Source organism: Dapis purpurea BLCC-M126, from assembly GCF_050015975.1.
Classification (GTDB): Bacteria; Cyanobacteriota; Cyanobacteriia; order Cyanobacteriales; family Microcoleaceae; genus Trichodesmium.
On sequence record NZ_JBNHER010000075.1, the window covers coordinates 11,455 to 37,725 of the forward strand.

Consider the following 26,271-nt stretch of genomic DNA (forward strand, 5'->3'; position numbering starts at 1 on the left):
ATAGCCTTGATATTTGAGATTAGCATTTTATCTTCATTATTTATCATTGATCAAAGGGAATAGGGAGTAGGGAGTAGGGAGTAGGCAAAAATAATTGATTTATATAGTGCGATAATTTATTAATTATCTGTTAAATGAAATAGCCTTGATATTTGAGATTAGCATTTTATCTTCATTATTTATCATTGATCAAACAGCTAAAGTCTAGCTGAATGCTTACTCTCTAGATTGCCGAATAATTAATAATTAAATCATTCAATTTTTAACGTCTCCCTAAAAGTAAAAGGTAATTATCCATTATTAATTATTCATTATCAATTATCCATTATCAATTATCAATTATTCATCTATCTTTCTACCACAATGAGGACAAACTATAGACTTTTTTTGCTGACTTAAAGCTCGTTTTTTTTGAATTTCCTCAGTAAAACCAGAAGCAACTATACCTGTCGGTAAAGCAAATATTCCAATTCCAATTAATGCAACTATTGCTCCTAAAAATCTACCTAAAGGAGTAATAGGATAAACATCTCCATAACCAACAGTTGTTAAAGTAACAACTCCCCACCACATAGCAGCAGGAATATGAGGAAAATTTTCTGGTTGAGCTTCATTTTCAGCAAAGTACATTAGACTAGCAGAAGTTACTAATAAAATTACACCAATAGATATAGCAATAATTATTTCTTCTTGTTTTGACTTAATGACTTTAGCAAATAATTTTGTTGTGTCTGAATATCTGGTTATTTTGAATATCCTAAAGATTCTAAATATCCGAAATGAACGAGTAAATATTAAGTTTGGCAATAATAAAGGTAAGTAAAATGGCAGAATAGCAATTAAATCAATAATTACTAAAGGTTTGAGCATAAATCTAATTCTTCCCGATATGGAATTTTTATATCCGGGAGCAACTTTGCATGACCAAACCCGCAAAATATATTCAATAGTAAATATGATTACTGATATTAGTTCAAAGTTATCTAACCAAATTTGATATTGTTGATAAATATCTTCTACTGTGGAGATAACCACAGTTATAATATTGAGGATAATTAATGTGATGATGAAGACTTTAAAAATTTTGCTGTAGGTATCTCCGGGATTATCTAGCTCAATAATTTCAAATATTCGGCGTTTGATTTTGTGGAGCATTTTTTCTATATAGCAGGGAATAGGGAATAGGGAATAATGAATAGTGGAAAAAACATTTCCTAGTCTAAGGTTTATCATAAGTCTATGTTTTAACCAATTCTTTCTTAGCTATACAAGTTTGAGAATTATTTTTATCTTTAATGGCGAGAATTATATAGTTATCTATATATATGATGTGAGTCATAGTTTAGTCTGAGGTATTGAGATTTTAGCGGGGTGATAAATTTTGGCAGTGGCAAATTTTCTTGGGCAAAGTTTGGAAAGTTTTGAGTAGACTTTCTGGTATGTGTTGGAGTAGTTTAAGTATACTACTACGACTTTCGGATCTAACTCTTATAGCAACCCTTCAACTAAGTTTTTGATTGAGTAATATCTGATCTTAGGCGTTGGATTTTGTGGAGCATTTTTTCTCGGCTAGTTTGAGAATTATTTTTATCTTTATGGCGAGAATTATATAGTTATCTATATATATGATGTGAGTCATAGTTTAGTCTGAGGTATTGAGATTTTAGCGGGGTGATAAATTTTGGCAGTGGTAAATTTTCTTGGGCAAAGTTAGGAAAGTTTTGAATATACTCTCTAATACCTGTTCGTAAGCATTCAGCTATTAGCTGTCAGCTATCAGCAATAAAACCACACCTTAGTACCAAGTGTGGAAAAAGAATACTATAAATTTATCTTGATTAGAGATGCTTAAAAAGAGCTGCTCTAATTCATTTTAGACAGCTATATCTAGCAGAATAATTTTTCCTTTTTTTTCAACATTTCCTCCTTTTCTTACTTTTTTCTTTCTTGAACTGATAGCTAAAAGCTGACGGCTGAATGCTTACACCTGTTCAGTAATATAGTTAAACTACTCCAACTTTAAGCCTAGCTTTTCTAGCAACCTTACAACCAAGTTTTTTATTGAGTAATATCTAAGATTCGGTGTTGGAATTTGTAGAGCATTATTTAATTTGAGATATTTATGTTTTAGTGGGTTGATAAATTTCTGTAGTGGTAAATTTTATTTGGCAAAGTTGGAAAAGTTTTGAGTAGACTCTCTGATAAGAGTTGCAGTAATATAGTTAAACTACTCCAACTTTAAACTCAACTCCTCTATCAACCCTTCAACTAAGTTTTTGATTGAGTAATATCTGAATCTTCGGCGTTTGATTTTGTAGAGAATTTTTTCTAGATAGTTTTAGAAGTGGTTTTATCTTTTGGCTAGAATTACATAGTCATTTAATCCATAATTTGAGTCATGCTTATTTCCAAGATAGTATTTTTTTAATTTATCCATATATTTTTGACGAGGTAAATTTTCACTAGCAAATCTCGCATATCCAGCACCCTTAGTTGGCATTCTTTTACCAGTAGAAGTTAAATATTTGTACCAAACTAAATTCAAACCTATATCTGCCATAAAATTTTCAATTAGTTTTTGTTCTTGGTCTCGATTTTCGCTAAATTCTAGATGATAATTAACAAAAATTTTTTTTCCTTGCACTATGATAATTACATAACCACCACTACTTAAACTTTCCTGAAATATTTTTCGATAAACCTCGAAAGACTTTTTTTCTCTACTTGGTCAGCAAACAAACAGTGAGAAATAGTTATAAAATCAAAAAAACCTTGTGGCAAAACTTTCAACTGCTCATTGTATGTAAAAATATCTGTTGTATCAAATCAAAAATACAAATTAGTAGGCATTCTTTGTTTTTCTATATATTGTCGCCAAAACTGAAGACCTCGATACTGAAACTTAGCTTGTTTTTCCAGAGAATAATAACAAATGTGCATGGGAGGAGTCGGAAAAAAACCACTACTACTTTGCAGAAATAAAGCTAGTCCATAAGCAACTGTTCCCGGACCAGCAGCAATATCTAACATATTAATTTTTGTTGGTAATAATCCACTTTGGTAGACAAAATACCAAGCTAAATAATTGCAATAAACATTATCTAAAAAGTATTTCATAAAATAAACATGGGGAGTTAAATCAAAACCATAATCAGGATCTGCCCCACGCTTTAACCAATCTATATCTCTATGAGCCTTTTTTAACTCTAGCTCTCGTTTTTTTTCAGGTATTCTTTCCAGTTCAGATTTAATATACTCTGCTAAACTTGATTCAAAATCGTCAAATATTCTTTCATCTATTCCAGTACATTGCAATAATTTTTTATCCTTTTCAATTAACTGAAAACTTTTGGTGACAGACTTAATAAATTTTGCATCTGGAGTCAATATATAGTCATCAATTCTCCTAATTACTGGCTCATCAAAATCAAGCTTTAATTCTAATTCATCTAATTTATCGACAGCTTTTCTTAGATGTTTACTTAAATTGCTGACTTCTCTATCTTTATCTTTTAAAGATTCCTCAAACTTTAGGTTATCTTGATATAACTTCTCTAAAGGAGATAATTTTGCTCCCGAATTTTCAATGGCTTTTAGTATTTGATTTCCCAGAGAATTATTTCCTTGTTTGAGGGCAAACCAAAATTTGAGAGAACGCCAAAAATTTGTGATTTGATTATTCATCAGTAAATCTTCCCTGAAATTATTTGATTTCTCAGATACTTAGTATTTGTATTAACTTCTCTGGAAAATGTTGATAATTTTCATCTTGATTAAATTGCTGATTTTTTGGTCTTTGTCATTTCCAGATTCCCGAAACTTCAGGATAATTTTAAATGACTGTAAGTATTTGATTTGCCAGAGAATTATTTCCTTGTTTGAGGACAAACTAAAATTTGAGAGAACGCCAGAAATTTGTGAATTGATTATTCATAAGTAAATCCTGCTTGACCTTCCTTAACTTCTACATCATTTAGTATTTGTACCAACTTATCTTTGAATTGTTGATAATTTTTAGCTTCGTTATTGTACCACCATTCGTACTTTTTCTTCATATCTATAGCTGCATCACGAGTGCTAGCTATTAGCGATCGCTTATGACTAGCGTGAAAATCTTGAATAACAACTCTATCGACAAAATTTAGTTGTTTAATAAAATTTTCTTGTTCTTCTGGCAAAGTCGGCAGTAAAGGAGTAATAGTAATAGAAAGTTTAGGCAAATAACCTGTTAAATCATTAATTTTAGTTTTGATTTTTTTCATAGCATTAAGTCTAGCTCTAATACTAGGTGTTTGAGGCTCAAAATCTTTTCTTACTACCTCACTACCCGTGGGAATGCTCATATTAATTCGGAGATTTTTAAACCTTTGCAAAATATCAATATCTCTCGTTATCATCGGACTACGAGTTTGAATAACTAAAATTGGTTTATATTCCAACATTACCTCTAATAATCTCCGAGTTAATTGAGTTTTCGACTCTATCGGTTGATAAGGATCTGTCACACTACTCATATAAATACTAGGCAACTTATCATAATTTTTCTTCCGCCATCTCATTAACTCTTTCTCTAAAATTTCCGCAGCATTTTCCTTAATCAAAACCCATTTTCCCCACTCATTTCGCATTTTTTCGTTAGGACTAAAAGCAGCAGCATAACAATAGGTACAACCATATTGACAACCCCGATAAGGATTCAAAGTAAAGTCATAAGTTTTAATAAAACCAGTAGCTTTATTTAAGATTGATTTGGCATTTTGTCCGTAAACATCAGCACTACCAAATTTTTCATTAACCACTAACAACTGATTAGTATCTACTCCGTACTCTTTGTTTTTAAACTCCATTTTAATCTTCTAAATAAACTGACAAATTAATAAAGATTTTTTTACACCAGAGACTAAAGGATGGTTCAGGTTAAGAAAGCATCCAGTCATACCACCTATGGTAAATATTTACTACATATTGGAAATTATTATTATAAAGTAAGCATTCAGTATCAGCTACTAATTCCTTGCCTTTATATCAGAAATTAGTATTCAGAGATTTAAGAATAATGAAAAGTATTGGAAAAAAACTGACCTTAATCTTAGCAGTATATATTTATTATTTATGAAACAGGTAAAAACTGACTCCTAATAGCTAAATGGTTAAATTATAACTATTTACTATTGGTATAAATTGTTTTAACTACTAGGCAGCAATATCTACCCTTCTTTCGTACTTTACTCTTATTTACCTGATGCTATTATTCATTAATAGATAATTACCTCTGGTTAAAACCATCAGATTGAATCTAAAGAAATATTATTAATGGATAATTGATAGTGGATAATTAAAACTATCTCTAATTATCCATTGTCAATTATCTATTGGTAAAGAGAGGTTTTAAACCTTTGGGGATTAATTATTAATTATCCATTCAGAAAATTATTTTATAAAAAAAGAATGTTACAAATAATTTCAAACTATAACAATCAGGAATTAGATGTGAGAATTGAAGTGTTTCTTAAAAGAATAGAGTATAGCAGTTATCTTATTCATTTTAGAGGATTGTTATATGTGAAATAATTTCCTGAAATTACTGTAGTGTCAAAGTTTCGAGCGTATAAAATCTTACTTTTGACTTTTGACTTTTGACTTTTGACTTCCGTGAAACGGTATGAGATGGTGTAAGCTGAAGAAGTTCAGTTAGTTATCTATCAAATTTTACCTGAAATATTATTAACCATTAAAATTTGCTCAATCAAAGGTGATTATTAAATTTGTTTATTCGTCAAGGATAAGGGTGTAAATATTATGCTTACAAGTGTAGAGCGTCTTTTATTTATTAGAGCTGTGCCAATTTTTAGAGAATTAAGAGATGATTTTCTAGTGCGTTTAGCTTCTGTGATGGATGAACTATCTTTCCCTAGTAACCATACAATTTTTACTGAAGGGAAAGAGGGAAGGTCTCTTTATATCGTAGTATCTGGTAGAGTTAAAGTTCATTTAGAAGACCGTGAGTTGGCAAGGTTACAACAAGGGGCTTGTTTTGGTGAAATGTCTTTGTTTGATGCTGAACCTCGTTCTGCTTCTGTAACTACTTTAGACAATTGTGAGTGTTTGATGTTAACTCAAATGCAACTTTATGATGCAATTGATGAAACACCAGAAATTGCAATTAATATTATTCGTCTATTATCTCGTCGCATTCGTGAACTTAATCAAAAGCTTAATGCTAGGGAAAGTAGTATTTCTTCTGATAGTAGTAGAATACCTGAACTGCGTTAGAAATATGGGAAAATATTAGCAAATTGGTTTTGCACCAGACAAAACCAATATTGCTTAATCTTATACCAATTCACTTTCAAAATGTCAAGAATAATTTCAAATTTTATATGTGAAATAATTTCCTGAAATTACTGTAACGTTATAGTTTTAAGTCTATAAAATCTTAATGCATGAATTTTGACTTCCGTGAAATGGTATTAGCTAGGATATTAACTAAAAAAAATTTTACTAGAGTAAACGAAAAATGAATGGATAACTATAGGGTTGATTCGGATCATTCATCACATTGAGAATAGCAATAATTGGCATGACAAAATTAACAATTCCTAACAAAACTAATAAAGGAAAGCCAATTAGCAGCCAAATTAATATACCAAATATAATACCGTAAATATAAATGTTAATATGAAAGTTGAGAGATTCTTTAGCGTTATCCTTAACAACGGAGTCATCAGTTAGAAATAAAATAGCTATTGGTATACCTACAGAGAGAATAGTTACACTAAAGAAAATCGCTCCATGACATAAAGCTGAGAGAATTTTTCGTTTGTCAGTATCCATTAAATTTTCCTCCTGATTCAAACTAGATATCTGTATTTCTCACTTACACGATAATAAGTATAGCTGATTAATTTAATAATTTCAGAAATTGAGTTATTTATTAAATCTAATTATGGCTCTTTTCTTTGGTTTGTGTTTTACCAAAAAAAATCACTATATGATATAAAACTGAGATAATTTTTCTTTTATCAGTATTCATTAAACATTCATCCTGATTCAAAGTAAATATTTGTATTTCTCACCTGCACGGCAAGAAGTATAGGTCAATAATTTAGTGGTTTTGAAATTTAGTTATTAAGCATAATTATAACTCTGTTATTTGTTTTATTCTCTGACGGATAGGAATTTCAATAATAAATTTCGTTCCTTGTCCTAATCTAGAGGTACAATCTAATCTACCTTGATGTTTTTCCACAATAATTTGATAACTAATAGATAATCCTAGACCAGTACCACTGCCGATAGGTTTAGTAGTAAAGAATGGGTCAAATATTTTGTTACGAACTCTTTCTGTTATACCCATGCCATTATCAGAAATTATAATCCTAACTTCTTGAGGGGATATAACTTTTGTACTAATTGTAATAGTAGGTAAATTATCCAAAATATCTAAATTTTGATTTATTCTAGTGGGATTGAATTTTTTACTTCGTTTTTCTACTAAAGCGTCAATAGCATTAGAAATAATGTTCATAAATACTTGATTTATCTGACTAACATAACACTCTACTTTGGGTAATTCCTCATAGTCTTTAATTATTTGAATTGCTTTTTCCTGTGGCTTATGTTTAAGTTTATTTTGTAAAATGAGGAGAGTGCTTTCTATTCCTTCATGGATATTTACAGATTTTACCTCAGATTCATCCAAGCGAGAGAAGTTTCGTAAAGATATAACTATATCAGCAATGCGGTTAGCTCCCCCTTTCATAGAATTTAAAATTTTTGGTAAATCTTCAATCAAAAAATCTAATTCTATAGTTTCTATTTCCTCTTGAATATCTGTAGGTGGGTGAGGATAATTTTCCTGATAGAGATGAGTTAAATTGAGTAAGTCTTGAGTATATTGACTAACATAAATAATATTACCAGAAATAAAGTTAATTGGATTATTAATTTCATGGGCAATACCAGCAACCATTTGCCCTAGAGAAGACATTTTTTCGGTTTGAATAAGTTGTGCTTGAGCTTTTTGAAGTTTATTTAAAGCTTCAGATAATTCCTGAGCTTGTGCTCTAGCTTGAAAGGCAACTTCACGACTTTGATTATATAATTCAGCTTGATCTATAGCGATCGCCAATTGATCTGTTACTGCCTTTAAAAGTTTTACTTCACTGTCATCCCAGTTACGAACAGAGATATGATGAGCACAAACTAAAACTCCTATTTTTCCGGACTGAGTTTGAATTGGTATAGACACAAAAGAGATTATACCCAAAGCAACTATAAAATGTCGCATTTTTCTGTCATTAACAAGACTAATATCATCAACCCGAATAATTTCTAGTTGTAAGAATCTTAAAGCCCAAGAACCTACTTGTTCTATTGTATATTTACCAATTAAACTAGGAAATTTTTCTCCTTTTGACTCATTAACAACTTCCCAACTATCTAGATAATTATTATTAGTTCTACCTGGATTTGTAATACTAGCAAAACGATGCCAAATAAAATGACAACGATCTATTTTTAAGATAGTACGAACTTGATGAACTGTAGTCTCTAAAATCGTCTCAATATCAAGAGAATTACGAATTTGATTTGCCAAATGATTAAGTAGTTCTTCATGGCGAGCAATTTGTCGAAATTTAGCCTCTGATTCTTGAAGTTTTTGTTGAGCTTGCTTACTTTCTGTAATATCTAACCCTAAAGATATTAAACCAATAACTTCATTATTATCATCTTTAATTTTGACTTTAATTATTTCTAGATTATGCTCTTTACCGTCAATAAACTTAAAATTTTCTTCGCAGTGACATGGTAAATTATTTTTCCAGCAATTTGCATCATATCTATGAAGACTTGCCGCTTCCTTTTCTGTAAAAAGTTGATGATATTTTTCAACTTCCAAGAACTTTGACTCAGGTATGCCAATATTTTTACATAATGTATTATTAACAAACTGAACTTTGCCATTAATGTCAGTCATTAAAATCCAAATAGGAGCATTATCAAGAATTGCTCTTAAAGTTTTTTGTTGCTGGTTTAATTTTTCCTGTGCTTCAATACGTTCAGTAATATCTTCATAACTGCCAAGAATACCTATTACTTGATCGTCTTGATTATGAATAGGAACTTTACTTGTTTGTAACCATCTTTGTTTACCCTGAGTAGTTAATTGAGGTTCAATTATTTGGTATCTAGCAGTATTAGATTCCATGACTTGACAATCTATTCTGCGATATTGTTCAAAATATTCTTGATTTCCAGGTAAATCATAGTCAGTTTTACCAACTATTTCTGCTGGTGATTTAAAACCTGCTCTATGAGCAAAACTATTATTACATCCCTGATATACTAGGTCTTGATTTTTCCAAAATATTGATTGGGGAATAGTATTGATAATTAATTGAAGTTTTTGTTGAGATAGTTGTAATTCTATTTGTGCTTGTATCCTTTCTGTTACATCTAAAATTAGGGATAAGATCGAAATAAAATTTCCTTTTTCATCGAAACAAACCGAGTTATACCATTCACAATTTATTACTTTTTTCTCTTTAGTATAGTTACGATTTAGGGAAGTATTTCTGGGTATATTTCCTTGTCGGAGTTGTTGCATTAGACTACTAACTTTTTCTAAATCTTCAGGAAATATAAATTCCCAATCATTTACCTGTAGACCTATTACTTCATCTGCTTGCCAACCAAAGATTTTTTCTGCTTGTTCTGACCAGCGTTGTACTTGAAATTCACTATTCCATTCAATTACTGCTAGTGGAGTATTTTCTACATGAAAGTTCAATTGCTGTAAAGCTGTTTTCAGTTGATTTTCTGCTTCTACTTCTTCACTAATATCATTAATAATTGCTGTTAATATAGTTTCTTTTTTTAGCTCTAATTTAGAAATAGAAGCTGCTGCTGGAAACTCAGTACCATCTTTCCGAAGCCCCCAAATTTGGCGACGATTAGTCATGGGACGAGAAATTTCAGAATCACTACAAAATTGATTCACATAGTTTTGATGATTTGCTTTATATCGTTCTGGCAATAGCAAATTTAATGATTTTCCTAAAACTTCAGTTGCTTGATATCCAAATATTTTTTCTGCTCCTTGATTAAACATAGAAATATTTTGATTTTCATCTACTGAAATAATAGCATTTTGAGCAATTTCTAAAATTCCACTTAAACGTTTTTCGGATGCTTGTAAAGCTTCTTGGATTTGTTGACGTTCTCTAATTTCAGCTTTTAATTTGTGGTTAATTTCTTCTAGTTTTTCTGGATTAGGAAGTGCTAATAAGTTAGGAATTAATGGTACTAATTTTCCGACTGTAAATAAAGATATTACTGCTGTAATTGCTTTGATAAAACCTGATAGCCAATAGGTGGGATGCCAGAGAGTCCAAATCTCAATTAAATGAGTCAATCCACAAGCAACAATAAATGCACTAAACAATACAAATACTTCTGGGTAAGGCAAATCCTTTCGCTTGCTAATAAAATAAAATAAGACAATAGGAATTGAAAAGTAAGCTAATGCAATTAATGAGTCTGACAATATGTGCAACCACACTAATTGAGGTTGCCAAAGATAACAATGTCCGTGAGGAATAAAATTTCCTGTACTCCAAATTTGTGATAAAAAATTCATACACCTTTCTTGTAAAAAAAATTATAAAACTATCAAATTTTAAAAAATTCAGTCTTGATTTATATTAAGTTAATGCTTTTCTTCTTATCAAAGTATTTATACTATTTATAATTGCAGGTTAATATAGATATTTTTAATATACATTATATCATAATGAGAAATATATTAAATTTAGCCTAGATAAATATATAATATGATGAATTGTTAGAAATTCTAGAATTTAGGTTAACTTATGTCCATAGAAATTGAAGCAGAATTGCAAATAGCAGTAGATAAACGGCGTAACTTTGCAATTATTTCTCACCCTGATGCTGGTAAAACCACCCTTACAGAAAAACTATTATTGTATGGAGGTGCTATTCAGGAAGCTGGTGCAGTAAAAGCTAAAAGAGCGCAACGTCATGCCACCTCAGACTGGATGGCAATGGAACAACAAAGAGGTATTTCTATCACTTCCACAGTTCTACAATTTGAGTATCAAGACTGTCAAATAAATCTCCTAGATACTCCGGGACACCAAGATTTTAGTGAGGATACATATAGAACTTTAGCAGCAGCAGATAACGCTGTAATGTTAGAAGATGGTGCTAAAGGTTTAGAACCTCAAACTCGCAAATTATTTGAAGTTTGTAAGATGCGAAAACTACCCATTTTTACATTTATTAATAAAATGGATAGACCAGGGAGAGAACCTTTAGAACTATTAGATGAAATTGAACAGGAATTAGGCTTAAAAACATATCCTGTAAATTGGCCGATAGGTATGGGCGATCGCTTTAAAGGAGTATTTGATCGAAGAAAACAACAAATTCACCTATTTGAGCGGAGTGTTCATGGTAGGAAGGCAGCAATAAATACAGTAGTAAATTTAGGTGATCCTCGCATAGAAGAACTACTAGAGCAAGACCTTTATTACCAACTCAAAGAAGACATAGAATTACTAGATGAATTAGGTTCAGATTTAGATTTAGAAGAGATACATCAAGGAGAAATGACACCTGTATTTTTTGGTAGTGCAATGACTAATTTTGGGGTGCAATTATTCCTAGATGCTTTCTTAGAATATGCCCTAAAACCAGGTACCCACAAAAGTACAGTTGGGGAAATTTCTCCGACTCATCCAGATTTCACTGGATTTGTGTTTAAATTGCAAGCTAATATGGATCCAAAACATCGAGATAGGGTGGCATTTATTAGAGTTTGCACAGGAAAATTTGAAAAAGATATGACAGTTAGTCATGCTAGAACAGGTAAAACTGTGCGATTATCTCGCCCACAAAAGTTATTTGCTCAAGACAGAGCATCAATTGAAATTGCTTATCCTGGTGATGTAATTGGTTTAAATAATCCGGGAGTATTTGCCATTGGAGATACTATTTATAATGGCAAAAAATTAGAGTACGAAGGCATCCCCTGTTTCTCTCCAGAAATATTTGCTTATTTAAGGAATCCTAATCCTTCTAAATTTAAGCAATTCCGTAAGGGAGTTAATGAATTAAGAGAAGAGGGTGCAGTACAAATTATGTACTCAGCAGATGAGGCAAAAAGAGACCCTATTTTAGCTGCTGTTGGGCAATTACAATTGGAAGTTGTTCAGTTTAGAATGCAAAATGAATATGGAGTGGAAGCTAGAGTAGAAATGTTACCTTTTACTGTGGCACGTTGGGTAGATGGTGGTTGGGAAATACTGGAAAAAGTCGGTAGGTTATTTAATACTGTAGCGGTCAAAGATAGCTGGGGACGACCTGTTTTGTTGTTCAGAAATGAGTGGAATTGTCAACAGGTAGAATCTGAGCATCCAGAATTAAAATTGAATAATACAGCGCCTGTTGTTTCTGGTCAAGAACCAGAATCTTTATAGAAGGGAGAAGGGAGTAGGGAGTAGGGAGCAGGGAGCAGGGAGTAGAAAAGGCTAAACTTTCAAACTTTGCTTTTAACTTTTCTACTTTCTTCTTCAAGCAAAGTGAGCTAAATATTCTTAGGGATTAAACATTTTGGCATCATAAATGTCAACTATTATCTATTCAATTAATAATTAAATAATTCAGCTTTATTGAATAATACAGCGCCTGTTGTTTCTGGTCAAGAACCAGAATCTTTATAGAAGGGAGAAGGGAGTAGGGAGTAGGGAGCAGGGAGCAGGGAGTAGAAAAGGCTAAACTTTCAAACTTTGCTTTTAACTTTTCTACTTTCTTCTTCAAGCAAAGTGAGCTAAATATTCTTAGGGATTAAACATTTTGGCATCATAAATGTCAACTATTATCTATTCAATTAATAATTAAATAATTCAGCTTTTAAGTATTTTTTTTTCAAGGGGAAAAAAAATAATTTTTTTTCTTAAAGCATCAATCGTGCCATAAAAAGTTCACAAGTAATAAGTAATAAGTCATAAATAATGAGTAATAAGTAATACCTCTGTGTACCTGAAGTCAGAGGATTCAAAAAATGATGAATTTTTGGAATTTTTCTTTATGAATTAAGAGGCTTTAAACCAACATCAACGGACTAGATTTTACTTATTACTCAATATTCATTACTTATTACTCAATATAACCTTAATTTTAACAATGATAATTAAAAATATTACCTACCTAAAGGTGAACAATGTCGAATTAAAGCTTGATGTTTATAAACGAGGAAATACCGAAGAACCAGTTCCAACATTAATTTACTTTCACGGCGGTGGTTGGGTATCTGGCACAAAAGAAAGCCGCTTCTTTAATCTATTACCTTATTTAGAAATGGGTTTGGCAGTAGTTAATGTCCAATACCGATTAGCTAATGTTTCTCATGCACCTGCTGCCGTCGAAGATTGCCTTTGCGCTCTTAGATGGGTAATTCGACAAGCAGATAAATATGGTTTTGATATTAAAAAACTTGTTGTCTCCGGTGATTCTGCTGGTGGTCATCTTGCTCTGACTACAGGTATGCTAACTCCTAGTAGTTTTGATAGTCAATGTCCCGGTAATGAAGAACTAAAAGTAGCAGCAATTGTCAATTGGTATGGCATTACGGATGTAGGAGATTTGCTTGAAGGAGAAAATATGAGATCCTATGCACTAGAGTGGTTGGGAAGTGCTAAAGACCGCATGGAAATTGCCGAGCGTGTTTCTCCTCTTAATTATCTAAGAAGTGATTTACCACCAATAATTACTATACATGGTGATGCTGATACTGTCGTTCCATACAGTCATGCTGTTCAACTTCACCAAGGTTTAGAACGACTAAAAGTTCCCAATAAATTAATTACTATTCCTAATGGTGGTCATGGTAATTTTACAAGGGATGAAATTTTGGATATCTACGAAAATATTCACAAATTTCTGGATACTCACATAGTTAATAAAAAATTGGAAAATTAATAAGCTACTCTTCATTCAAATTATATTGTCAAGTGAGCAGCGGATGGTTCGGGGGTGGTGAGCATGAATATGGATAATGTGTTTGAAGATAATGATTTTCAGTCGTTGCGTTCTTTTGCTGTTGACTATGCAGGGATGTCGGGTGCGCCTGGTTTGTTTGTGGTGGTAGATAGGTTTACTGGGGAAACACCGGAAAAAGTTTGGGTAATCCACACTCAAGAGCAGGTTGTGGTTGAGGATAATGGTTTTATATTGAAGGCTGATTCTGGGGCAACTATGAGGGGAACTTTTGTTGTGCCTGGGGAGGTGAAGATTGATGTGGAGGAAACGCAGAGAGGTAGGAAAATATTAGCAAGTGGGGGTGAGAATTTTTTTGTGGTGATGACTGTGCAAAACGGTATTGCTCCAGAGGTTGAGATTTCGGGTAGTGGTTTAGATGCTGAGGTTAGGGTAGAGGAGAGGATGATTTTGTTTGGTGAGGATAGAGTGATTTTTGGGAAGTAATATCATGTCCGGATGAACAGTTATAAATAATTGGGGAGGAGTCAGGAGTCAGGAGTCAGGAGGGAGAAGAAGAGGAGGAAAAAGTTTTTTTTATAACTAATGAAGCGGACATGATATAATTCAAGAACTATTTAAAAAAGTTTTCCTAAGTATTGCACACCAACAATAAACAAAATTACAAAAGCAATGGATACAATTAGTCTTATCGTTTGCGCGCGTAATACAAAAGTGTAAGTTTTACGGCTCTTTGGTAGAATTATCAACCACATTTTTTATTATATTTCCCTGCATTTCCAGATCTATTTCTGTCATAAGTCTGGCAATCCGTTTGGCAAAATAATATACTCGTTTCAAATACTCGATAAAATCTGATTCAAGGCCAAACGCAACCAAGCGATTTGGTTGGTCCGCCGTTAAACGCATAGCCAGATGAGTATGTGCTTGGCTAGCCAACTCGTTAATTTGGGGTTTCATTGCCACCACCTGGGCAGCTAACTGCGGATCAGAGAAAACTACTGATTTGAGGGCTTGATCTAGAGCAAAACAAACCTCCTCATGCAGAGACTTTAAAACTGTTTGGGTAGCATTACTAAACTGAAGCTCATGGTGTAGCCGATCATTGCCAATTTCCACTACATTAGTCTCAATAGTATCCCCGATATTTTCAATATAGTTGGCAATCTTGAGGTACATAGACAAAAGTTCAGATTGTTGAGTCACTAAGGTTTCCAAACTCAACTGACCGAGGTAAGTTACGATCGCTCCATAAAGTCGATCGACCTCATCATCCATTGCTCTTAGTGCTGCCACTTCATCACTGGTGCCACCCTCTACCACTGGCAGACAACCGCGTACCATTTGTAGGGCAATATTTCCCAATTGCCCTAACTCCAAACGAACCCGATCTAAGGCCAAGGTAGGAGTAGATAGCAACATCTTATCGAGGTATTTGGGTTGGCTTTGCCGAACTGTCGGAGATTTTGCAGGCACCAAATGTTGTACCAACTTTGCCAATACCGGAGCAAACCCAATAAAAATCAAAGCATTAGCTACATTAAATAAAGTATGAGCGTTAGCAATTTGGCGTGGGGTTTCCACTGCTAGCTTAGATATACCTTCGAGGGAAGATGAAACAGGTGTCAGCCAACGTACTGTATCCGCTAACTGATTAATCAACCCAACCCAAAGTAGAACACCCAAGATATTAAACAAAACATGAGCGATCGCTGCCTGAACGGCTTCTGAAGGTTTGCCGATCGCCGCCAACATCGCCGTAATGCAAGTACCGATATTTGCACCAAACACCAGGGCAATTCCAGCTTCGAGATTCAATAAGCCCTGACTTGCCAAAACAATCACCAAGCCTGTGGTGACAGCAGAACTTTGTACCAAAGCAGTAAACACCGTGGCAATAGTAATTCCCAGTAAAGGATTTTCTACCTGTTGCATCAAGCTAATAAAAGGTGGATAGGCTTGTAGTGGAGTGGTAGCAATCTTCATTAACTCCATACCATAAAACATCATACCCAACCCCATCAACAGCAAACCATACTGGCGAGAGTATCTTCGCTGAGAAATTAGTTGCAAGACAAAGCCAATGGCAAAAAGCAATAGAGCCGAGCGAGTAATTTTAAAGGCAATAATCTGAGCAGTGATAGTTGAGCCAATATTTGCTCCCATAATTACCCCTATTGATTGAGGCATGGTCATTAATCCAGCAGAAATAAAACCCACCAACAAAACCGTTGTCACTGAGGAGGATTGAAGCACTGCGGTGACAAATGCTCCGACAACTAAACCATTCCAACGATTCGAGGTCAGTTTCGCGAGCATTCGCTTCATAGATTTGCCCGCCACTTGCTTTAAGGACTCGGTCATTTGTTCAAGTCCAAATAAGAAGAATGCGAGCCCTCCACAGAGACGCACGCTAATTTGTCCGAATTCTAAAAGACTAATTGAGTTGGTTGGTGTCATTTCAGTTATCAGTTATCAGTTATCAGTTATTAGTTATCAGTTAGCCTCCTATGATTTTTTCATCCCTTTAAAAGGGGAGGCTTGAGACCTTACTTCTTGGTGATTCTTTGTCGTCATAGTTATCAGGTGTATGGTGAGGGATAACAACATTTTCATTAAACTTTGTACAATTTATCAAAATTAATGCTACACTTGGAAAGTGTCAAAAGAAGCCTGAAAATTGTAAAGATAATTAAAGGGTTAGATTACGTTAATAAATACTATTTAGAAATACAAATTTCAAGTATAGCAAAGTTTTTGAGAATTCTTCATTAATGGATAATGGATGATTGATAATTGATAATTACCTCTGGTTAAAACCGTTCGGGAATTGAATATAAGGAAATATTATTTCTTCTCAAGGGGAGATTGGAGATGGCGTTTCGGCTAAGAGCCGACATGAAAAGCGTTAGCGGCTCTGCAAGAGCGGGAAACCTCGCCATCTCTCGACCGCTTTTTTCCTCTTGAAAGAGGAGGATTTAAACCTGAATTATTTAATTAATAATTAATAATTAATAATTATTCCGTAAATTACTACTCCCTACTCCCTACTCCCTAAATAAAAAAAATGATTAAAATTATTCATCTTTCTGACATTCATATTGGCAGTGGTTTTTCTCACGGTCGTATCAACCCAGAAACAGGTTTAAACACTCGCCTCGAAGACTTTATTTCCAGTTTAAAACTTTGTATAGATAGAGCAATTTCCGAACCAGTCGATTTAGTTTTGTTCGGTGGAGATGCTTTTCCAGATGCTACTCCCGCACCATACATAAAACAAGCTTTTGCTGGTCAATTACGCCGTTTAGTAGATGCTCAAATTCCTACAGTATTATTAGTAGGAAATCACGACCAACATTCCCAAGGTCAAGGAGGTGCAAGTTTAGGTATTTATAGGACTTTAGCAGTTCCCGGAGTTGTGGTAGGCGATCGCTTAGAAACTCACACAATCTCCACTAAAAATGGTGCTATTCAAGTTATTACTTTACCTTGGTTAACTGCTTCTAATTTAATGACAAAATCAGAAACCGAAGGTAAATCTATGAGTCAGGTAAATGAGTCATTAATTGAAAAACTGCGGCTGATATTAGAAGCAGAAATTCGGAAATTAAACCCAGAAATTCCCACTGTACTTTTAGGTCATTTAATGGCAGATAGAGCAAGTTTAGGAGCAGAACGTTTTCTAGCTGTGGGCAAAGGTTTTAATATTCCTGTTTCTCTGTTAAACCGCCCTTGTTTTGATTATGTTGCGTTAGGTCATGTTCACAAACATCAAAATTTGAATAAGTCTAATAACCCACCAATTATTTATCCGGGAAGTATTGAAAGAGTTGACTTTAGTGAGGAGAAGGAAGATAAGGGTTTTGTTTTTATTGAACTAGGAAAAGGTGCAGCGAAATGGGAATTTTGTTCTCTACCTGTCCGAAGTTTTCAAACTATCAAGGTTAATGTTTCAGAAGCAGAAAAACCACAAACTGAATTATTAAATACTATTAGTAAATATCAGATAGAAAATGCGGTAGTAAGGTTGATTTATCAGTTACGTTCCGAACAGTTAGACCTGATTGATAATGGTGTTTTACATCAGGCTTTAAGTGAAGCCCATACCTACACTATTCAACCAGAATTAGTCAGTCAGTTAGCAAGACCCCGTTTACCAGAATTATCAACAGGTAATAGTATTGACCCTTTACAAGCTTTAAAAACTTATTTAGAAAATCGGGAAGATATCCAAGATATTCAGGAGGAAATGTTAGAAGCTGCTGCTAAGTTACTAGCAGTTAAAGGAGATTTATCAGAAGAAAATTCTGATAGTCAGTTAAGTTTATTTAGTAAATAAGGGAATAGGGAATTTTATTAATGGATAATTGATAATGGATAATTGATAATTAGGACTGGCTGAATAAATCTAAAAGCCTTTACAGATAAAGCTTATAACCTTTGAAAATCGCAAAAAAGTGCAGCTTTTTGACTTAAAACTACCAAAAAGTTAGGATTTTAGGCAGATCAAGGATAGAAAAATAAAGCAACAATTATTCGGAATACTTTCTCCTTCTTCCCACCCTCCACTTTAATCAGCAAACCCTAATTAGGGCTTGCTGATTAAATAGACATCTCCGGAAAATAAATAAACCTTTGAGTTAGATCGGCTAAAGAAAGAAAAAGTCACCATAAAAAATCCTTTTTCATGCCTTTTTCGTAAAAATATCTTGCCTGTTTCCTACTCCTCCAAAAAATCTATATCTTTTTCGGAGAAGTCTAATATAAAAGGATTGACAGATAGAGCTTTTAATCTTTTTAGGTCTGAAAAAAGTACCTGGTTTTCAGCTCTTAATACTCGAACTCGAAAAGGAGCCTATTTTAGGCAAGAGTTGCGCAAAAAAAATTACCGAATAATTAAGGTATAAAGCCTTCTATTTCAAGAGAAACAATGAATTTATTTTCCTTTTATTCAATCCTATCCGTTTTAGGGAGAGGTAATTATCAATTATCCATTATCAATTATCAATTATTGAATCCCCTACTCCCCTACTCCCTACTCCCTAACTAACCAAATCGATATCCAAAACCTCTAACAGTAATCACATACTCTGGTTTACTAGGATTTAACTCTAGTTTTTCCCGTAACCAACGAATATGAACATCAACAGTTTTACTATCCCCAATAAAATCTGGTCCCCAAACTTGTTCTAATAATTGTTCACGAGACCAAACTCTGCGTGGATAACTCATAAATAGTTCAAGTAAGCGAAATTGTTTAGGGGAAAGTTTCACTTCTTGACCTCTAACTGTTACTCGACATTCCTCAGAATAAAGGATTATATCTTTGTACTGAAGCATAATTGTTTGGGATACTTGACCTAAACGTTGGCGACGCATCATAGCTTGGCAACGAGCCATAAATTCCCGCATCCCAAAGGGTTTAGTTACATAATCATCAGCTCCAGCTTCTAAATAAAAAGCACAATTATTATCACTGCCTCTTGCTCCTAAAATCATTATTGGTATTAAATTACCTTGATGTCTTAACATCCGGCATAAATCTAAACCATTAATGGAGTCAAGAATTAGCAGGTTGAATTCTTTTTCACTTTTCAGTGAAAAAGAATTCTCAAGAGTGGGAATAACACTACGCCCGTCTGGGGCAATAACTATTTCACAACCTTGTTCTTCTAGAGCTAGAGCTAACATATCCCGAAACAGCTCTTCAGTCTCTAATAATAAAACTTTGCTATTTGTTCTGACGGCAGACCTGGAAATAGTTTCGCTTAGATCTGGGGAAAACATAAATATCGCTTTTGATAGGTTTGATAGTGGATTATTAATGTTGCCTTACGGAGAAATTAGGCAATTCTTAATTGTGCAGCTAATTAAGTCAATTAATTGTTAACCATCCAACTACTAAAAGCACTGGGTCTTTTTCCCATTGATACAATGCCTTCTGACTATAAGACATTACTAGAGCAACCATAGCACTAGCGGAATTTGTTTTGTAGTCTTGTTTTTTGTCGTTTCTAGGTAGGGGTATTAATTTAGTAAGCATTGCCCACTTTTACTTTGCATTGTTATGCTGAATACAAAACATTAGATGCCCCTATATTATGACTAATAGGTTAAGAAAGGGTTATGTTTAGGTTATCAAAAGGTTAAATTTTAATAATTTAATACAAATTTCATCAAATATTCCTACAAATTTCTACAAGGTTTTGGACTGGTAATAGATTCATAGATTAATCTATGAATTTAGTATCAATGTTTAACAATATTTAGAGTATATTAGATAGTTTAATCCTAATGTAAGGTCAGATTAATTTTTTTACTTATAGTTAAGATAAAAAGTATAAATAATTCAAGAAAAGTCTAAAGATGTTACTACACTTAAGTACCTGGCCTGAAGTTGAAGCTTATCTGAATCAATCTCAAGGTATTATTCTCCCAATAGGTTCTACTGAACAGCATGGACCGACAGGATTGATTGGAACAGATGCTATTTGTGCAGAAGCCATCTCAAAGGGAGTAGGAGAAACAGTACAAGCATTAGTGGGACCGACAATTAATGTAGGCATGGCCTTACATCATACAGGTTTCCCAGGCACAATCAGTCTGCGTCCTAGTACGATGATTCAGATGATTCGTGACTATATAGTTTGTTTAACTAAAGCAGGATTTACCAAATTTTTCTTTATTAATGGTCACGGAGGTAATATTGCTACTCTGAAAGCGGCCTTCTCAGAAACTTATGCTCACTTGGCTGATTTAAACATTGCCGATGCAGATCGGGTTAAGTGCAAAGTCGGAAATTGGTTTATGTGTAGCTCAGTTTACAAATTAGCTAAAGAGTTATATGGTAGTCAGGAAGGCTCTCACGCTACACCTAGTGAAGTAGCTTTAACTCAGTATGTTTACCCAGAAGCAATTAAACAAGCTCCACTTTCAGAAAATGTAGCTAGTGGATATTCAATATATAGTGCTGCTGATTTTCGCCGCCGATATCCTGATGGTCGTATGGGTTCAAACCCTGCATTAGCAACACCCGAACATGGTAAGCAGTTTTATGAGTTAGCAGTAAAGGAACTAAGTAATTCTTACTTGGAGTTTATTAATAATAATTAGGGAGTAGGGAGTAGGGAGTAGGGAATAGGGAGTAGGGAGTAATTTTTGGGGTAATCTTTTAAGGAGTAAGGAAAAATTTTGACTCCTACCTCCTCTATAAATACCCGTTTTTCTTTACTCCTGACTCCTGACTCCTGACTCGTACCCTACTAACCACGCATACTTTTTTCAGCAAACCCTAATTAGGGTTTGCTGATTAAATCTAAAAGCATTTATAGATAAAGCTTTTAGCCCTTTTAAGTCTGGAAAAAATACCTGGTTTTTAGCTCTTGATAGTCAAAAAGTTAGGATTTTGGGTTGACCATAGCAGAAAAATCAAGGGCTAATTCTTCTTCCTGCCTCCCCGCTCATTCCCCATTCCTCCTGACTCCTGACTCCTGACTCGTACCCTAACCACGAATACTTTTTTCAGCAAACCCTAATTAAAGTACATTTAATTTATATAATTTTTCAGCCATAACCTTTATATAGGTTAAATGAATCTAGAAACTTAGATATTAAGGGTTGCAAAAAGCGAAAATTGAGTTAATATAGTATTCATAAATATCTAAATTATTTCAAGCAAAAACGACGCATAAAAACAGTAAAGCAGTAGACAAATAGCTAATATATATTACTTTTTTATCACTTTCAGATAACTTATTGTCTGAAAGTATTATTTTGAAATATTACTTTATTCTTACTGACAACCCTAAGTAATTCCTCTACTGTAAAAGTATGGAGAAGAAAGAAATAACTTTTCTCCCAAAGCAGATATTAAGTCAGAGGTCAAGATTGTGAACAACCAATTAAAAGTATCCTTAGCAGGTGTTTTAGCAACCGTTGGTCTCTGGGGTTTTCTACCTCAATCAGAAGCTAAAGCAGGACAATTTGAAACTACTGACAAAGTAGTTTTCACCTGTGTTTCAATGAACGCTGAAGAAAATCAATATGCGACTGTTCCTCAAATAGTTCGTGAAACACGTGATACAAGTGAGCCTGGACTTTTAGGCGGATATCCCCTAGTGAAACGAGAAGTTATTCAAGTTTCCTCTAAACCAATGATTGTTTGGACTGCTACTCTTTCTTCCGATCATCCCAAAGGTGCTTATACTCCTGACCGTCGTTGTCAATCTGTTAGCACTCGTCTAACTAACCTTGCTTATGCCCTAGGGATGGAAACTTTCGCAGATATCAGTCAAATTGGTGTTGTAAACCATGAGCAAGTGGTTTATGTTTCCCCAGATGAAGAGCCTACTTTTAATAATGTGGTCTTCACATTAAAGCCAGGAAATCGTGAAAAAACAGAAGAAATTCTAACTCAATTTAAGGATTTCGGACAAGGTACTGCTAGTGACGAACCTATCTACGAATAAGTGATTTTAGCAGAAATGTTGAGGGAATAACGAAGGAAATAAATTTTCCCTCTTCACTTCTTTTTATTGAGGATTTATAACTCAAGTAAAATTAGATTTCATCCTACTGAGTGTTAGCATGGCAGTGCTATACACCATTACTAATTCAAAGTAAAATTATGTCCTAAATTCATTAATCTGGGTAAGAATAAATCAAAATCTGTAGATAATGCACAGGTTATTTTCTCAGACACTCATAGCTTAGTTTTGTCTAAGTTTGTGTCTGTTTTAACCACTTGCTTAATAAATTTATAATCTAATTATCTCAACTATCAAAATTATTTTTAAACTCAAGGCAAACTGTAAAAATACGGTTAATTGACGGTATAATAAAATAACGCTTTAGCGTTAATTTGTTTGTTCAAGTATTTCAATTAATTGTCAAGAGGAAAGCCATGAAAATTACAACTACTCCAACTTTATTTACTGCCACAGTAGCAATGTTTTTCAGTGTTAGCTTAACTGCTAATCCCGCAAAAGCTCAAGAAAAACCAGTAACTAATAATATTGGTTCCTCAGAGCAATTATTGAGTAACAATGCTAATAGTTTGTCTAGTGGTAAAAGTATGAGTTTAACTCAAGATTCTACTACTAGAGGTAGACGTGGGTTGTCTCAAGGTGAACTGGATGAGGTGACAAACAATATTAACCTACAAATGCGGAACACTAGAGATCCTAGATGGAAAAGAGAAAAAGTATGGTTTGAAGAAAAGTGGGATTCTTTTTCTACAGACTTTTAGCCAGTCTTAAAACAGCAATTAGTACTCAGCCATCAGTAGGATTTTGAATTTAGAATTTAAAATATAAAATTTAGAACTAAAGGTAAATTTACCAATTCTGAATTCTTAATTCTTAATTCTAGAAACTGGAATTCCCCAACTTAAAGATTCCATTTTTTTGAATTGCTCAATAGATGGTTGAGAGCCATCTATAAAACGAAATGCTCCAATTCCAGCAATAGGATATTTTGACCGTCCGTTTATACCAATTAACTGACCTTTACTATTTAAAATCGGTCCACCACTCATGCCACTTTTAATATCATTGGTATAACCTACTTGATATCCTTGGCTGAGGGTGCGACTGGTTAACATTTCTACAGATCCTAAAGTTAACTGAAAAGCACGACTACCCCAAGCACGGGTACTACTAATTTGTGAAGACTGTGGTTGGTGCCAGTTGGGAAAACCTGCTGCAAAAACAGTTTCTCCTACTAAGGGTTGATTAGTTTTTGCTATTTCTACTACTTGATAGGGGCGATCGCTAGTAAATTTCAATAATGCTACATCCAGATTACCTATTTGAGGAGTAGAGACTAGGGTAGCTTGATGAGTTATCCCATCTCCACTCATAACTGGGTAAAGTTTATTCGAGTTATTCTCAATTACATGATGATTAGTGACAACAGTGTAGGTATTACCTTCCCGTTTGATAATTACTCCAGAACCTGCACTATTATCCGTAAAAATTCTTACAGTAACTTGTTGGGCAATATTGGATACTAATGATGGGAACTGTTGTGAGTCTATTGCACTAGGTTTTGTGTAATAAGCCGAATTTTCTACTCTGGTTTGGGAGTAAGCATTAGGTACAAATGTAGTTAGACAAAACAGTGATGCTCCTAAGATTTTACTACTTAAATTGAAGATTGACTTATTCTGTTTCATATTCTTAAGGTTTATCAAATAAAAGACATTTAAAAAAAAAGACAAAAATTCCCCTAACACCACTCAATCTATTTCAAGAAATTTGAAAGTGTGGTGACTATCTCTACGTTAGTTAGTGGTAGAGATCACTTCTGATTGTTTCAATATATGAATTGTTGCTAGTAGTTGAATTAACTACTTAAATCGGAATAGGTATATATATTGATTAAATTCAGCCCAGTCACAAATAATTTAGTTATTTAGCTATAGCTAAAATCTTAATTTTTCAGCCGAAATGACTGTGAGGAACTGAGTTGGTATTTTACAGTATAGCGGTCACAAAAACACATTATCAGAATAAAATTTTTTTAAATTTTTCTTTACGGTTTCTCATTTGGCTTTGGATAATGATCAGATAAATAAAATTTATTAGAAAAGATTCTTAGTAAGTAGGTAGGCAAAATTAAACGTAAAATAATTACAACAAGTGAATTGACCAAAACTATTCTGTACGTTGATACTCCGAGGGCTGCCCTACCTGAGTCCTGACTCCTCTAATTTAAATAATTTTAATTATGACCAGGTAAGCTAAGACGCATTTAAAATGCGTCTTAGCAAGTCAGGAGTTATAAGTTTGAACTCAGAATTAATCAGGATTGTATTCTTAACTCGCCACAGAACAAATATGCGGTTTAAATGCTTAAAAGCTTACTTAATTACGAAATATTTCCCAAAAAGAATGTAGGGACGTTATATTAAACGTCCCTACAATGATTTAAGAAAAGGAATATTCAATTTATACAGATGTCTATGAAGATAAAGTAATGACTATACTAAATACACTAATTAGATTTAATGTTTATAATTTAATCAAAACAAATAAATATTATCATCAAGCTTAGATTAAAATCCAACTCAATATTAACCATGCAATTATCAAGTCTGCTGTCCCGTAGCCCATTAATTATTGTGGGTGCTATAGCTGGAGTAATGCTTTCCCATCAAAGGGCGATCGCCACGAATAAAATCGTCATAGATTTATTTGGGCCAATACAAGCATCGGTCAAAGTTAAGGATCTACGACAATTTGCAGAAACGGGCAAAACTACCAAAACAATTTCTCAAGCTCTAGGTATATCAAAAGTTAACCCTAATACAGTTCGTGGATTAATGACATTAGAAGTAGGAGCTGATGTTACTAACCTAGCCAAAGTTCTGTATAGCAATCTAGGTCAAAATGTAACTAAAGGTGTTGCCGAAGTAGTTCAGACGAGACACAACTATGAAAGTGACAAAGCCCTACGTTCTGCCATTATCTTAGCAGCAGCAGATGACAACCGAATATCAGTGCTAGAAGTTCTGGAAAAATATCCTACCGAAGAAATGCACATTGATGTAGGTAAGATTAACGAAATTGTAGGAAAAGTTAAAGACACTATCGGTAATTTAGGAGAACTACTCAAATAAATCTACGATTCTGAAGACTTAGTTATCTTATTAGTATCTTCATCAGTATGATGTGGCTGGGCAGTTCCCGAATCAACTGTCACAGCTTCTATATACTGACTATCTATGAGAAATGCTCCTTTCTCAAAACGAACAGCCAAATAATTTCCTGCTTTGCAACTTAAAATAGTTCCTACTTCACCTAAACGCACTACATTAGGGGGACGTAATATGGGCATTGATTCAGCAGTTTTGATGTATGGTGGTTGAACTACTAATCTGACTTTCTGGCCAATAGAAAATTCATTTTCCATTTATTTACTCCCATAATATTTGCTTTTTTATTTCTTATTATAAATCTTGGTCGAAGCTTCTATCGGTCATTTAAGTTAGCCTTCTAAGGTCGCAAATGGCTCTTGCAGAGGAGCGATACTACTTACAGCGCTTTTCTAGTTGAGTAGACCACAAAACTGTTGTAGGAGTAATGAGTAAGGAGTCAGTATCATTGTGGTTTATTAATATGAAAACCGCTGTAGGGTTTGCGCTCAAAAGTCTTATGGGTGAGGGTAGGAGTCAGGAGACAGGAGACAGGAGACAGGAATGAGCGAGAAGGCAGTCGGAAGAATTATCCCTCAATTTCTCTGTCCAAA

20 protein-coding genes are annotated in these 26,271 nt (G+C 33.7%); 9 read left to right on the forward strand and 11 right to left on the reverse strand.

Annotation, left to right across the window (positions count from 1 at the left end; all coding sequences use genetic code 11):
• Window positions 1–339: 339 nt before the first annotated feature.
• The 4 genes from ACP6PL_RS07005 to ACP6PL_RS07020 all read right to left on the reverse strand — a co-directional run bounded on the left by ACP6PL_RS07005 (window position 340) and on the right by ACP6PL_RS07020 (window position 4,847).
• On the reverse strand, window positions 340–1,155 hold the full coding sequence (locus tag ACP6PL_RS07005) for a potassium channel family protein (RefSeq protein ID WP_426543949.1): 816 nt from the start codon (window positions 1,153–1,155) through the stop codon (window positions 340–342).
• A 1,195-nt stretch (window positions 1,156–2,350) separates the two neighbouring features.
• Window positions 2,351–2,644: a hypothetical protein gene (locus tag ACP6PL_RS07010; RefSeq protein ID WP_426543951.1), complete on the reverse strand. Its 294-nt coding sequence runs from the start codon at window positions 2,642–2,644 to the stop codon at window positions 2,351–2,353.
• A 182-nt stretch (window positions 2,645–2,826) separates the two neighbouring features.
• Window positions 2,827–3,684 carry a hypothetical protein gene (locus ACP6PL_RS07015; RefSeq protein WP_426543953.1) on the reverse strand — a complete coding sequence of 286 codons (858 nt, stop codon included), beginning with the start codon at window positions 3,682–3,684 and terminating at the stop codon, window positions 2,827–2,829.
• A 242-nt stretch (window positions 3,685–3,926) separates the two neighbouring features.
• Window positions 3,927–4,847, reverse strand: a complete 921-nt coding sequence (locus tag ACP6PL_RS07020; RefSeq protein WP_426543955.1) for an SPL family radical SAM protein — start codon at window positions 4,845–4,847, stop codon at window positions 3,927–3,929.
• Window positions 4,848–5,799: 952 nt separating this feature from the next.
• On the opposite strand from ACP6PL_RS07020, the gene ACP6PL_RS07025 reads away from it, so the two are divergent.
• Window positions 5,800–6,273, forward strand: coding sequence for a Crp/Fnr family transcriptional regulator (locus ACP6PL_RS07025; protein WP_426543957.1), 474 nt, complete (start codon window positions 5,800–5,802; stop codon window positions 6,271–6,273).
• Between the two features lie 228 nt (window positions 6,274–6,501).
• On the opposite strand, the gene ACP6PL_RS07030 is transcribed toward ACP6PL_RS07025, so the two are convergent.
• Window positions 6,502–6,834 (reverse strand): DUF4870 domain-containing protein, encoded by a 333-nt coding sequence (locus ACP6PL_RS07030; protein WP_426543958.1) that lies wholly within the window; start codon window positions 6,832–6,834, stop codon window positions 6,502–6,504.
• 304 nt (window positions 6,835–7,138) lie between these two features.
• On the reverse strand, window positions 7,139–10,642 hold the full coding sequence (locus tag ACP6PL_RS07035; protein ID WP_426543960.1) for a PAS domain-containing sensor histidine kinase: 3,504 nt from the start codon (window positions 10,640–10,642) through the stop codon (window positions 7,139–7,141).
• Between the two features lie 232 nt (window positions 10,643–10,874).
• Between ACP6PL_RS07035 and ACP6PL_RS07040 the strand changes: the two genes are divergently transcribed.
• The 3 genes from ACP6PL_RS07040 to ACP6PL_RS07050 all read left to right on the forward strand — a co-directional run bounded on the left by ACP6PL_RS07040 (window position 10,875) and on the right by ACP6PL_RS07050 (window position 14,508).
• Window positions 10,875–12,503, forward strand: a complete 1,629-nt coding sequence (locus ACP6PL_RS07040) for a peptide chain release factor 3 (RefSeq protein WP_426543962.1) — start codon at window positions 10,875–10,877, stop codon at window positions 12,501–12,503.
• A gap of 706 nt (window positions 12,504–13,209) precedes the next feature.
• The gene (locus ACP6PL_RS07045) at window positions 13,210–14,004 is read left to right on the forward strand and encodes an alpha/beta hydrolase fold domain-containing protein (protein ID WP_426543964.1); all 795 of its coding nucleotides are present in this window, start codon (window positions 13,210–13,212) and stop codon (window positions 14,002–14,004) included.
• 63 nt (window positions 14,005–14,067) lie between these two features.
• Window positions 14,068–14,508, forward strand: a complete 441-nt coding sequence (locus ACP6PL_RS07050; RefSeq protein ID WP_426543966.1) for a hypothetical protein — start codon at window positions 14,068–14,070, stop codon at window positions 14,506–14,508.
• Window positions 14,509–14,745: 237 nt separating this feature from the next.
• Here the strand turns inward: ACP6PL_RS07050 and ACP6PL_RS07055 are convergent, their stop codons facing one another.
• The gene (locus ACP6PL_RS07055; protein ID WP_426543968.1) at window positions 14,746–16,482 is read right to left on the reverse strand and encodes a Na/Pi cotransporter family protein; all 1,737 of its coding nucleotides are present in this window, start codon (window positions 16,480–16,482) and stop codon (window positions 14,746–14,748) included.
• A 607-nt stretch (window positions 16,483–17,089) separates the two neighbouring features.
• On the opposite strand from ACP6PL_RS07055, the gene sbcD reads away from it, so the two are divergent.
• Entirely contained in the window at window positions 17,090–18,361 is a 1,272-nt protein-coding gene (sbcD, locus tag ACP6PL_RS07060; RefSeq protein WP_426543970.1) for an exonuclease subunit SbcD, read from the forward strand.
• Window positions 18,362–19,068: 707 nt separating this feature from the next.
• Here sbcD and ACP6PL_RS07065 read toward each other — a convergent pair.
• Complete coding sequence (locus tag ACP6PL_RS07065; protein ID WP_426543972.1) at window positions 19,069–19,809, reverse strand: winged helix-turn-helix domain-containing protein; 741 nt, start codon at window positions 19,807–19,809, stop codon at window positions 19,069–19,071.
• A gap of 88 nt (window positions 19,810–19,897) precedes the next feature.
• Window positions 19,898–20,065, reverse strand: a complete 168-nt coding sequence (locus tag ACP6PL_RS07070) for a hypothetical protein (RefSeq protein WP_426543974.1) — start codon at window positions 20,063–20,065, stop codon at window positions 19,898–19,900.
• Window positions 20,066–20,388: 323 nt separating this feature from the next.
• On the opposite strand from ACP6PL_RS07070, the gene ACP6PL_RS07075 reads away from it, so the two are divergent.
• The 3 genes from ACP6PL_RS07075 to ACP6PL_RS07085 all read left to right on the forward strand — a co-directional run bounded on the left by ACP6PL_RS07075 (window position 20,389) and on the right by ACP6PL_RS07085 (window position 23,269).
• Window positions 20,389–21,135 (forward strand): creatininase family protein, encoded by a 747-nt coding sequence (locus tag ACP6PL_RS07075; protein ID WP_426543976.1) that lies wholly within the window; start codon window positions 20,389–20,391, stop codon window positions 21,133–21,135.
• A 776-nt stretch (window positions 21,136–21,911) separates the two neighbouring features.
• Window positions 21,912–22,490 (forward strand): COP23 domain-containing protein, encoded by a 579-nt coding sequence (locus tag ACP6PL_RS07080; protein WP_426543978.1) that lies wholly within the window; start codon window positions 21,912–21,914, stop codon window positions 22,488–22,490.
• 434 nt (window positions 22,491–22,924) lie between these two features.
• Window positions 22,925–23,269: a hypothetical protein gene (locus ACP6PL_RS07085; protein ID WP_426543980.1), complete on the forward strand. Its 345-nt coding sequence runs from the start codon at window positions 22,925–22,927 to the stop codon at window positions 23,267–23,269.
• Between the two features lie 105 nt (window positions 23,270–23,374).
• Here ACP6PL_RS07085 and ACP6PL_RS07090 read toward each other — a convergent pair whose 3' ends face one another.
• Window positions 23,375–24,196 (reverse strand): S1 family peptidase, encoded by an 822-nt coding sequence (locus ACP6PL_RS07090; RefSeq protein WP_426543982.1) that lies wholly within the window; start codon window positions 24,194–24,196, stop codon window positions 23,375–23,377.
• Window positions 24,197–25,102: 906 nt separating this feature from the next.
• Here ACP6PL_RS07090 and ACP6PL_RS07095 point away from each other — a divergent pair.
• A complete protein-coding gene (locus ACP6PL_RS07095; protein WP_426543984.1) occupies window positions 25,103–25,642 on the forward strand; it encodes an alpha/beta hydrolase in 540 nt (179 codons plus the stop codon).
• A gap of 2 nt (window positions 25,643–25,644) precedes the next feature.
• On the opposite strand, the gene sipA is transcribed toward ACP6PL_RS07095, so the two are convergent.
• A complete protein-coding gene (sipA, locus tag ACP6PL_RS07100) occupies window positions 25,645–25,935 on the reverse strand; it encodes a regulatory protein SipA (protein WP_426543986.1) in 291 nt (96 codons plus the stop codon).
• Window positions 25,936–26,271: the final 336 nt, after the last annotated feature.

Bases quoted from the DNA above. Each gene is read 5' to 3' on its own strand.
- ACP6PL_RS07045 (WP_426543964.1), top strand. From the start codon at position 13,210: ATGATAATTAAAAATATTACCTACCTAAAGGTGAACAATGTCGAATTA.
- ACP6PL_RS07040 (WP_426543962.1), top strand. From the start codon at position 10,875: ATGTCCATAGAAATTGAAGCAGAATTGCAAATAGCAGTAGATAAACGG.
- sbcD (WP_426543970.1), top strand. From the start codon at position 17,090: ATGATTAAAATTATTCATCTTTCTGACATTCATATTGGCAGTGGTTTT.
- ACP6PL_RS07035 (WP_426543960.1), bottom strand. From the start codon at position 10,642: ATGAATTTTTTATCACAAATTTGGAGTACAGGAAATTTTATTCCTCAC.
- ACP6PL_RS07070 (WP_426543974.1), bottom strand. From the start codon at position 20,065: ATGCTTACTAAATTAATACCCCTACCTAGAAACGACAAAAAACAAGAC.
- ACP6PL_RS07030 (WP_426543958.1), bottom strand. From the start codon at position 6,834: ATGGATACTGACAAACGAAAAATTCTCTCAGCTTTATGTCATGGAGCG.
- ACP6PL_RS07065 (WP_426543972.1), bottom strand. From the start codon at position 19,809: ATGTTTTCCCCAGATCTAAGCGAAACTATTTCCAGGTCTGCCGTCAGA.
- ACP6PL_RS07050 (WP_426543966.1), top strand. From the start codon at position 14,068: ATGAATATGGATAATGTGTTTGAAGATAATGATTTTCAGTCGTTGCGT.
- ACP6PL_RS07075 (WP_426543976.1), top strand. From the start codon at position 20,389: ATGTTACTACACTTAAGTACCTGGCCTGAAGTTGAAGCTTATCTGAAT.
- ACP6PL_RS07085 (WP_426543980.1), top strand. From the start codon at position 22,925: ATGAAAATTACAACTACTCCAACTTTATTTACTGCCACAGTAGCAATG.
- ACP6PL_RS07005 (WP_426543949.1), bottom strand. From the start codon at position 1,155: ATGCTCCACAAAATCAAACGCCGAATATTTGAAATTATTGAGCTAGAT.
- ACP6PL_RS07090 (WP_426543982.1), bottom strand. From the start codon at position 24,196: ATGAAACAGAATAAGTCAATCTTCAATTTAAGTAGTAAAATCTTAGGA.
- ACP6PL_RS07015 (WP_426543953.1), bottom strand. From the start codon at position 3,684: ATGAATAATCAAATCACAAATTTTTGGCGTTCTCTCAAATTTTGGTTT.
- sipA (WP_426543986.1), bottom strand. From the start codon at position 25,935: ATGGAAAATGAATTTTCTATTGGCCAGAAAGTCAGATTAGTAGTTCAA.
- ACP6PL_RS07020 (WP_426543955.1), bottom strand. From the start codon at position 4,847: ATGGAGTTTAAAAACAAAGAGTACGGAGTAGATACTAATCAGTTGTTA.
- ACP6PL_RS07055 (WP_426543968.1), bottom strand. From the start codon at position 16,482: ATGACACCAACCAACTCAATTAGTCTTTTAGAATTCGGACAAATTAGC.
- ACP6PL_RS07095 (WP_426543984.1), top strand. From the start codon at position 25,103: ATGCAATTATCAAGTCTGCTGTCCCGTAGCCCATTAATTATTGTGGGT.
- ACP6PL_RS07025 (WP_426543957.1), top strand. From the start codon at position 5,800: ATGCTTACAAGTGTAGAGCGTCTTTTATTTATTAGAGCTGTGCCAATT.